Annotated in this window: 9 protein-coding genes and 1 pseudogene; 6 read left to right on the forward strand and 4 right to left on the reverse strand. The window is 70.8% G+C overall.

Features of this window, described 5'->3' with window-relative positions; translation table 11 throughout:
• Positions 1–207 (reverse strand): annotated as a pseudogene (locus ACFFNX_RS38310) (helix-hairpin-helix domain-containing protein); the annotation flags it as partial.
• A 68-nt stretch (positions 208–275) separates the two neighbouring features.
• Entirely contained in the window at positions 276–1,220 is a 945-nt protein-coding gene (locus tag ACFFNX_RS38315; RefSeq protein WP_378211005.1) for an aldo/keto reductase, read from the reverse strand.
• A 106-nt stretch (positions 1,221–1,326) separates the two neighbouring features.
• On the opposite strand from ACFFNX_RS38315, the gene ACFFNX_RS38320 reads away from it, so the two are divergent.
• Both ACFFNX_RS38320 and ACFFNX_RS38325 read left to right on the forward strand, forming a co-directional pair.
• Complete coding sequence (locus ACFFNX_RS38320; protein ID WP_378211006.1) at positions 1,327–2,145, forward strand: undecaprenyl-diphosphate phosphatase; 819 nt, start codon at positions 1,327–1,329, stop codon at positions 2,143–2,145.
• 27 nt (positions 2,146–2,172) lie between these two features.
• The gene (locus ACFFNX_RS38325) at positions 2,173–2,853 is read left to right on the forward strand and encodes an MOSC domain-containing protein (RefSeq protein ID WP_378211008.1); all 681 of its coding nucleotides are present in this window, start codon (positions 2,173–2,175) and stop codon (positions 2,851–2,853) included.
• Here ACFFNX_RS38325 and ACFFNX_RS38330 read toward each other — a convergent pair.
• Together ACFFNX_RS38330 and corA are read right to left on the reverse strand one after the other, a co-directional pair.
• A complete protein-coding gene (locus ACFFNX_RS38330; protein ID WP_378211009.1) occupies positions 2,836–2,955 on the reverse strand; it encodes a hypothetical protein in 120 nt (39 codons plus the stop codon). The genes ACFFNX_RS38325 and ACFFNX_RS38330 overlap by 18 nt on opposite strands.
• Positions 2,956–3,169: 214 nt before the next feature.
• Positions 3,170–4,141, reverse strand: coding sequence for a magnesium/cobalt transporter CorA (gene corA / locus ACFFNX_RS38335; protein WP_378211010.1), 972 nt, complete (start codon positions 4,139–4,141; stop codon positions 3,170–3,172).
• A 100-nt stretch (positions 4,142–4,241) separates the two neighbouring features.
• Between corA and ACFFNX_RS38340 the strand changes: the two genes are divergently transcribed.
• From ACFFNX_RS38340 to ACFFNX_RS38355, 4 genes are all read left to right on the forward strand, one after another.
• Positions 4,242–4,904, forward strand: a complete 663-nt coding sequence (locus ACFFNX_RS38340) for a histidine phosphatase family protein (protein ID WP_378211011.1) — start codon at positions 4,242–4,244, stop codon at positions 4,902–4,904.
• A 10-nt stretch (positions 4,905–4,914) separates the two neighbouring features.
• On the forward strand, positions 4,915–5,463 hold the full coding sequence (locus ACFFNX_RS38345) for an Rv2134c family protein (protein ID WP_378211012.1): 549 nt from the start codon (positions 4,915–4,917) through the stop codon (positions 5,461–5,463).
• Between the two features lie 27 nt (positions 5,464–5,490).
• Entirely contained in the window at positions 5,491–6,255 is a 765-nt protein-coding gene (locus tag ACFFNX_RS38350) for an SCO1664 family protein (RefSeq protein ID WP_378211013.1), read from the forward strand.
• The coding region (locus tag ACFFNX_RS38355; RefSeq protein ID WP_378211014.1) for an NRDE family protein at positions 6,256–6,440 on the forward strand (185 nt) is incomplete at its 3' end. It abuts the gene before it with no gap.

Below are 6,440 nucleotides of genomic sequence, written 5' to 3' on the forward strand. Positions count from 1 at the left end.
GGCGCCGAGGAGCCTGCGGGCGAAGAAGTCGGCCTGCTCGCGCCGTACGCCGGGCACCGCGAGCGGCCGCCAGGGGTTGTCCCGCAGCTCTCGCGCGGCGCCCGGCCCGAGGCCCGCCGCCACCTGGTGCGCGAGCCGCGCCGGAACCTCGGCCGACGCGAACAGCTCGACCAGGTCCGCGGGCGGAGTGGAGGATGTGTCAGTCATCGACGGTCACCCTACGGTGTCAGGCCCCTTCGCCGCTGCCGACCATGCCGCTCCGTGCCCGACGCGGGTCAGTCGTCTTCGGAGGAGATGTCGTCCAGGGCGTCGCGGATCTCGCCGGGCAGGGTGATCTCCTCGGCCTCCAGGACGACGGAGAGCTGCCTGGCCGTACGCGCCCCGACGACCGGCGCGACCACGCCCGGCTGGTCGCGGACCCAGCTGAGCGCCACGGCGAGGGGCGACACGCCGAGCCCCTCGGCGGCCGTCGACACCGACTCGACGATCCGGGCACAGCGGTCGTTCAGGTATGGCTGGACGAACTCGGCATAGTGCGGGCTGGCGGCGCGGGAGTCGGCCGGGATGCCCGTGCGGTACTTGCCGGTCAGTACCCCGCGGCCCAGCGGCGAGTAGGGGAGCAGACCCACTTCGAGCTGCAGCGACGCCGGCACCAGGTCATCCTCCACGTCACGCCGCAGCAGGGAGTACTCCGCCTGCGTGGACACGATCGGCGTACGGCCCGGCCAGGCGCGCTGCCAGGTCGCCGCGGCGGCGAGCTGCCAGGCGGCGTAATTGGAGACCCCGGCGTACCGGGCGCGGCCGGAGGTGACGGCCTCGTCGAGGGCGGACAGCGTCTCCTCCATCGGCGTGCGCGGGTCGTACGCGTGGAGCTGCCACAGGTCGACGTGGTCCACGCCGAGGCGTTCGAGGGAGGCGTCCAGCGCGCGCAGCAGGTGACGGCGCGAGGCGTCGCGCGTCCCCTCGGCGGTCAGCACCGCCTTGGTCGCGATGACCAGGTCGTGACGGTCGACGACCTGTCCGACCAGCTCGCCGATGACCCGCTCGCTCTCGCCGCCGCAGTACACGTCCGCGGTGTCGAGGAGGCTGCCGCCCGCCTCGACGAAGGTCGTGAGCTGGTCGGCCGCGTCTTCGATGCCGGTGTCGCCGCCCCACGTCATCGTGCCCAGGCCGAGGCGAGAAACGGACAGGCCGCTCCGGCCGAGGTGACGCTGTTCCATGTCTGCGGAGCGTATCGGGCGCGGAGTGGTTCGTCCGCACGTACCCACACCGCTCGCTAGGCTGCCTGCGACATCGACTCATCGGTACGAGGAAGAGCCACCGCCCGTGAACTTCGTGCAAGCCACCGTGCTCGGGATCGTTCAGGGACTCACCGAGTTCCTGCCGATCTCCAGTTCGGCCCACCTCCTGATCGTGCCCCGGCTGCTCGATTGGAAGGACCCGGGCGCGGCGTTCACCGCGGTGATCCAGCTCGGCACCATGCTCGCGGTGCTCATCTACTTCTGGCGCGACATCGTCCGGATCACCGTCACCTGGTTCCGCAGCCTGTTCAACCCGGACCTGCGCCACCACCTCGACGCCCGCATGGGCTGGTACGTCGGGCTTGGCACGATCCCCGTCTCGGTGGTGGGCCTGGCGTTCAACAGCGCCATCGAGGGCCCGGCCCGCAACCTGTGGATCAACGCGGGCAGCCTCATCGTCATGGGCCTGGTGCTCCTGATCGCCGAGTGGGCCGCCCGGCAGAAGCGCGAGGTCGGCGACCTGAACATGCGCGACGGCCTCATCATCGGCGGCTTCCAGTGCCTCGCGCTGATCCCCGGCTCGTCGCGGTCCGGTTCGACCATCACCGGCGGCCTGTTCCTCGGCTACACGCGTGAGGCGGCGGCCCGCTACTCCTTCCTGCTGTCCATCCCGGCCGTGGTCCTGTCCGGCCTGTTCGAGCTGCGCAAGGTCGGCGAGGGCACGCTGCCCGTGGCGGGCACGGCCATCGCCACCGTCGTGTCGTTCGTGGTCGGGTACGCCTCGATCGCGTGGCTGCTGAAGTTCCTCGTCCGCCACTCGACGCTGGTGTTCGTCTACTACCGGGTGGCGCTCGGCGGCATCCTCTTCGGCCTGCTCGCCGCCGGTGCCATCGCCGCCACGTGACCGGGCGGGCGGCGTACCGTCACCGGTATGAAGGTCCTCTCGGTCAACGTGGGCAGGCCGCGGCCCAACCCCTGGAAGCGCCTGCCCGCCACGGGCATCGACAAATGTCCCGCCGAGGGCCCGGTCGCCGTCATCGCGCCGGGACCCAAGGGCACCGGCGAGGTCGGCCTGGCCGGTGACCGGGCCCACGACGTCAAGAATCACGGCGGCGCCGAACAGGCCGTCTACGCCTACGCCCGCGAGGACCTCGACCGGTGGGCGGCCGAACTGGACCGGCCGCTGCCCAACGGCGCCTTCGGGGAGAACCTCACCACCGAGGGCCTGGACGTCAACGGCGCCCTGATCGGCGAGCGCTGGCGGATCGGGCCCGACGTCGTCCTGGAGGTCTCCGCCGCACGGATCCCGTGCGTGACCTTCGAGGGGTGGCTGGGCGTGTCCGGGTGGATCAAACGGTTCATCGCCGCCGCGGTACCCGGCCCGTACCTGCGGGTGATCGAACCGGGCGACATCCGCACCGGCGACCCGATCGCGATCGTGCGCCGCCCGGACCACGACGTGACCGTGGCGCTCACCCTGCGGGCCCTCACCCGCGAACCCGAGCTGCTCGCACGCCTCGCGCCCGCCGGCGACGCCCTCCACATCGAGGTACGCGACGTCATCCGCCGCCGCACCGGCTCCTGGGGCGTGTCCTCAAAGCCGGATGAGTAGGGTGGCGAGGTCGATCATGCCTTGGTAGGGCTGGGCGGTCTTGTCGTACCGGGTGGTGATGGTGCGGTACTGCTTGAGCCGGCCGAAGCGGCGTTCGGCCACGTTAGGTCGCCGGTTGATGGCCGGGTCGAAAGCCGGCGGCCGGCCACCGCGTGAGCCGCGGTGAAGGCGGCCGGGCTGCTGGTCGCGTCGTTCCGGGGATGGTCGCGGCGATACCAGGGCGGCGCGGGTAGGCCCGGATCGCGCGGGAGCTTGTAGCCCTTGTCGGCCGGCACCCACTTCGAGACAGGCCCTAGCCGGTGGCGGGTGCCGGTGTCTAGAGCCAGCCGCTCTTGCGGAACCAGCGGTACAGGCCGACGCAGATGGCCACGATGACCAGCATCGCCGCCGGGTAGCCCCACCACTGGTGCAGCTCCGGCATGTGGTCGAAGTTCATGCCGTACACGCCGGTGATCATCGTCGGCACGGCGAGGATCGCCGCCCAGGCGGAGATCTTGCGCATGTCCTCGTTCTGCTGCATGCCGACCTGGGCGAGGTGCGCGTTCAGCACGTTCGTCAGCAGCTCGTTGTGCGAGTCGACCTGCTCGTCGACGCGCAGCAGGTGGTCCAGGACGTCGCGGAAGTACTCCAGCGTGCCCTCGGCGACGCGCACGCGGCCCTTCAGGATCTCCTGGAGTACGGGGATCAGCGGGTCCTCGGCGCCGCGGAACTCCAGCACCTCGCGCTTGAGCTCGTAGATGTCCTCGGTGACCGTGGTGCGCTGGGGCGCGAAGACGCGGCGTTCGAGGTCGATGATGTCGGTCTCGACCTCGTGGGCGATCGAGCCGTACTGGTCCACGATCTCGTCGAGCACCGTGTAGAGCACCGCGCTGGGTCCGTGGCGGAGCAGCTCCGGGTCGCCCTCCAGCCGCCGCCGCACGGCCTTCAGCGGCACGCCTTCGCCGTGCCGGACGGTGATCAGGAAGTCTTCGCCGAGGAACAGCATGATCTCGCCGACCTCGATGTCGGAGGTCGCGTCGATGTAGCGCAGCGACTTGATGACGACGAACAGCACGTCGCCGTAGCGCTCGAGCTTGGGCCGCTGGTGCGCGTGGACCGCGTCCTCGATCGCGAGCGGATGCAGCTGCAACTCGCCGGCGACCTGGTCGAACTCCTCGGCGCTCGGCTCGTGCAGGCCGATCCACATGAAGCAGTCACCGAGTTCCCGCGCGGCGTCGAGGGCGTCGCTGAGGTCGCCGTCGACGTCGTCACGGACGCCCTTCCGATAGATGGCGCAATCCACGATCATGATCACATTGTCCCGGATAAGACACGGACGGGGGCGCCACATGACCTACCCGTGACCTTGGGTGGCAATCGCCGCGCCGGGTGCGGCTACAGTTCACGACGTGGCAACTCTCCTCTTGGTGCGCCACGGGCTGACCGAGCTGACGGGGCCGGTGCTCGCCGGCTGGACGCCCGAGGTGCACCTCAACGAGCGCGGCCGTGAGCAGGCCGCCGAGCTCGCGGCGCGCCTCGCGCCCCTGCCCCTCGACCTGGTCGTCTCGAGTCCCCTGGAGCGCTGCCAGGAGACCGCGCAGGCCCTCCTCGACGGACGCGACGACCTCCAGGTGCGCACCGACGACCGGTTCGGCGAGGTCAAGTACGGCGACTGGACCGGGCGGCGCCTCGAAGAGCTGGCCAAAGAGGACCTGTGGAAGGTCGTCCAGGCCCATCCCAGCGCCGCGCGGTTCCCCGGCGGTGAGGCCATGGCCGACGCCCAGCACCGTGCGGTGGCCGCCGTGCGCGAGTGGAACGACACGCTCAAGCCGGACGCGACGTTCCTGGTCTGCAGCCACGGCGACATCATCAAGTCCATCGTGGCCGACGCCCTGGGCCTGCACCTGGATCAGTTCCAGCGCATTCAGGCCGACCCCGCGTCGCTGACCGTGATCCGTTACACCGAGACGCGACCGTTCGTCCTCCGTCTGAACGACAAGGGCGGGAAAGTCGACGATCTTCTTGCGAAGTCCGGCGAGGACAGTGACGCGCCCGTCGGTGGCGGAGCGTAGGGTCGTCCTCATGCCGGTCATCGCATACGACATGCCCGAAAGGTTTGTGGCGGGCACCGTCGGCCAGCCTGGCGACCGCACGTTCTTCCTGCAGGCTCGGGCGGGGCGCCGCGTCACGAGCGTCGGCCTGGAGAAGTTCCAGGTGACGCTGTTGGCGGAGCGCCTGGAGGAGCTGCTGGACGAGGTGCTGCGCCAGGGCGGCGCCACCGCGGTCCCCGCGGTAGCGCCGGTCGAGCTGCAGGACGACGAGCCGCTCGAACAGCCGATCGAGGAGGAGTTCCGCGTCGGTACGATGGCGCTGGCCTGGGATCCCGAAGATGAGCGCGTGGTCATCGAGGCACAGGAGGTCACCGAGGGTGAGGAGGACGAGTCGGAGATCGGCAGCGAGGACCCCGTCGCCGTGGTGCTCCGCGTCCGCATCACGGCCGGGCAGGCCCGCGCCTTCGCCCAGCGCGCCTTGAAGATCGTCGCCGCCGGACGGCCGCCCTGCCCGCTGTGCGGGCTGCCGCTGGACTCCCAGGGCCACGTCTGTCCGCGGCAGAATGGCCATCTTGGCTGAAATGTCGATCGCACGGACACTAGAGCCATGAGTCAGCCCTCCCGGTACGGCGTCGGCGGCGACGGTTCGGTCGGCCCCGCCGACGTCGAGACCGCAGTCCGCCTGTTGCAACACGGCGAGATCACCGTTGAGGGGCGGCTCGTCGCCGCGACCAACGCGACGCTGTACTGCTCCATCGAGTTCGAGGGCCTGCGGGCGAACTGCGTCTACAAGCCCATCTCCGGCGAACGCCCGCTGTGGGACTTCCCGGACGGCACCCTCGCCGGCCGCGAGGTCGCGGCCTACGTCATCTCCGAGCAGATGGGCTGGCGGATCGTGCCGCCGACCGTTCACCGCGACGGCCCGTTCGGCCCCGGCATGGTGCAGCTGTGGATCGACCAGGACGGCGACGCCGACGTGCTGGCGCTCTCGCGCGGCGACGACCCGGCCGTACGCCGCATGGCGGTCTTCGACGCCGTCGTCAACAACGCCGACCGCAAGGTCGGGCACCTGCTGCCGATCGCGTCCGGCCACGTGTACGGCTGTGACCACGGCGTCTGCTTCTCCGACGAGTACAAGCTGCGCACCGTCCTGTGGCAGTGGCGCGGCAAGGACCTCACCGGCGAGGCGGTCGAGGCGCTGCAACGGCTCCGCCACGCCTTCGACCGCGACGGCCTCACCGCCCGGCTGCGGGCCCTGCTGAGTGAGCCGGAGGTCGAGGCCACCATCGGCCGCGTCGACCTCATGCTTAAGCACCGCATCCATCCCTACCCTCCAGAGGACTGGCCCGCCATCCCCTGGCCGCCCGTGTAGATGTGCACGGCGATCGTCGGGTACGACCCGCGCGCACGGGTCCCGGTGTTCCTCGCCGGCGTACGTGACGAGATGCTCGACCGGGCGTGGACCCCGCCCGCCCGGCACTGGCCCGGACGTCCGGGCCTGATCGGCGGCCGCGACGAGCTGGCCGGCGGCACCTGGCTGGCCGCCGACCCGGCGGC

The sequence above is a fragment of the Actinoallomurus acaciae genome (assembly GCF_042429965.1).
GTDB lineage: Bacteria > Actinomycetota > Actinomycetes > Streptosporangiales > Streptosporangiaceae > Actinoallomurus > Actinoallomurus acaciae.

Excerpts from the sequence above, each read along its gene's own strand:
- ACFFNX_RS38315 (WP_378211005.1), bottom strand. The coding sequence starts at position 1,220 with ATGGAACAGCGTCACCTCGGCCGGAGCGGCCTGTCCGTTTCTCGCCTC.
- ACFFNX_RS38325 (WP_378211008.1), top strand. The coding sequence starts at position 2,173 with ATGAAGGTCCTCTCGGTCAACGTGGGCAGGCCGCGGCCCAACCCCTGG.
- corA (WP_378211010.1), bottom strand. The coding sequence starts at position 4,141 with ATGATCGTGGATTGCGCCATCTATCGGAAGGGCGTCCGTGACGACGTC.
- ACFFNX_RS38345 (WP_378211012.1), top strand. The coding sequence starts at position 4,915 with ATGCCGGTCATCGCATACGACATGCCCGAAAGGTTTGTGGCGGGCACC.
- ACFFNX_RS38350 (WP_378211013.1), top strand. The coding sequence starts at position 5,491 with ATGAGTCAGCCCTCCCGGTACGGCGTCGGCGGCGACGGTTCGGTCGGC.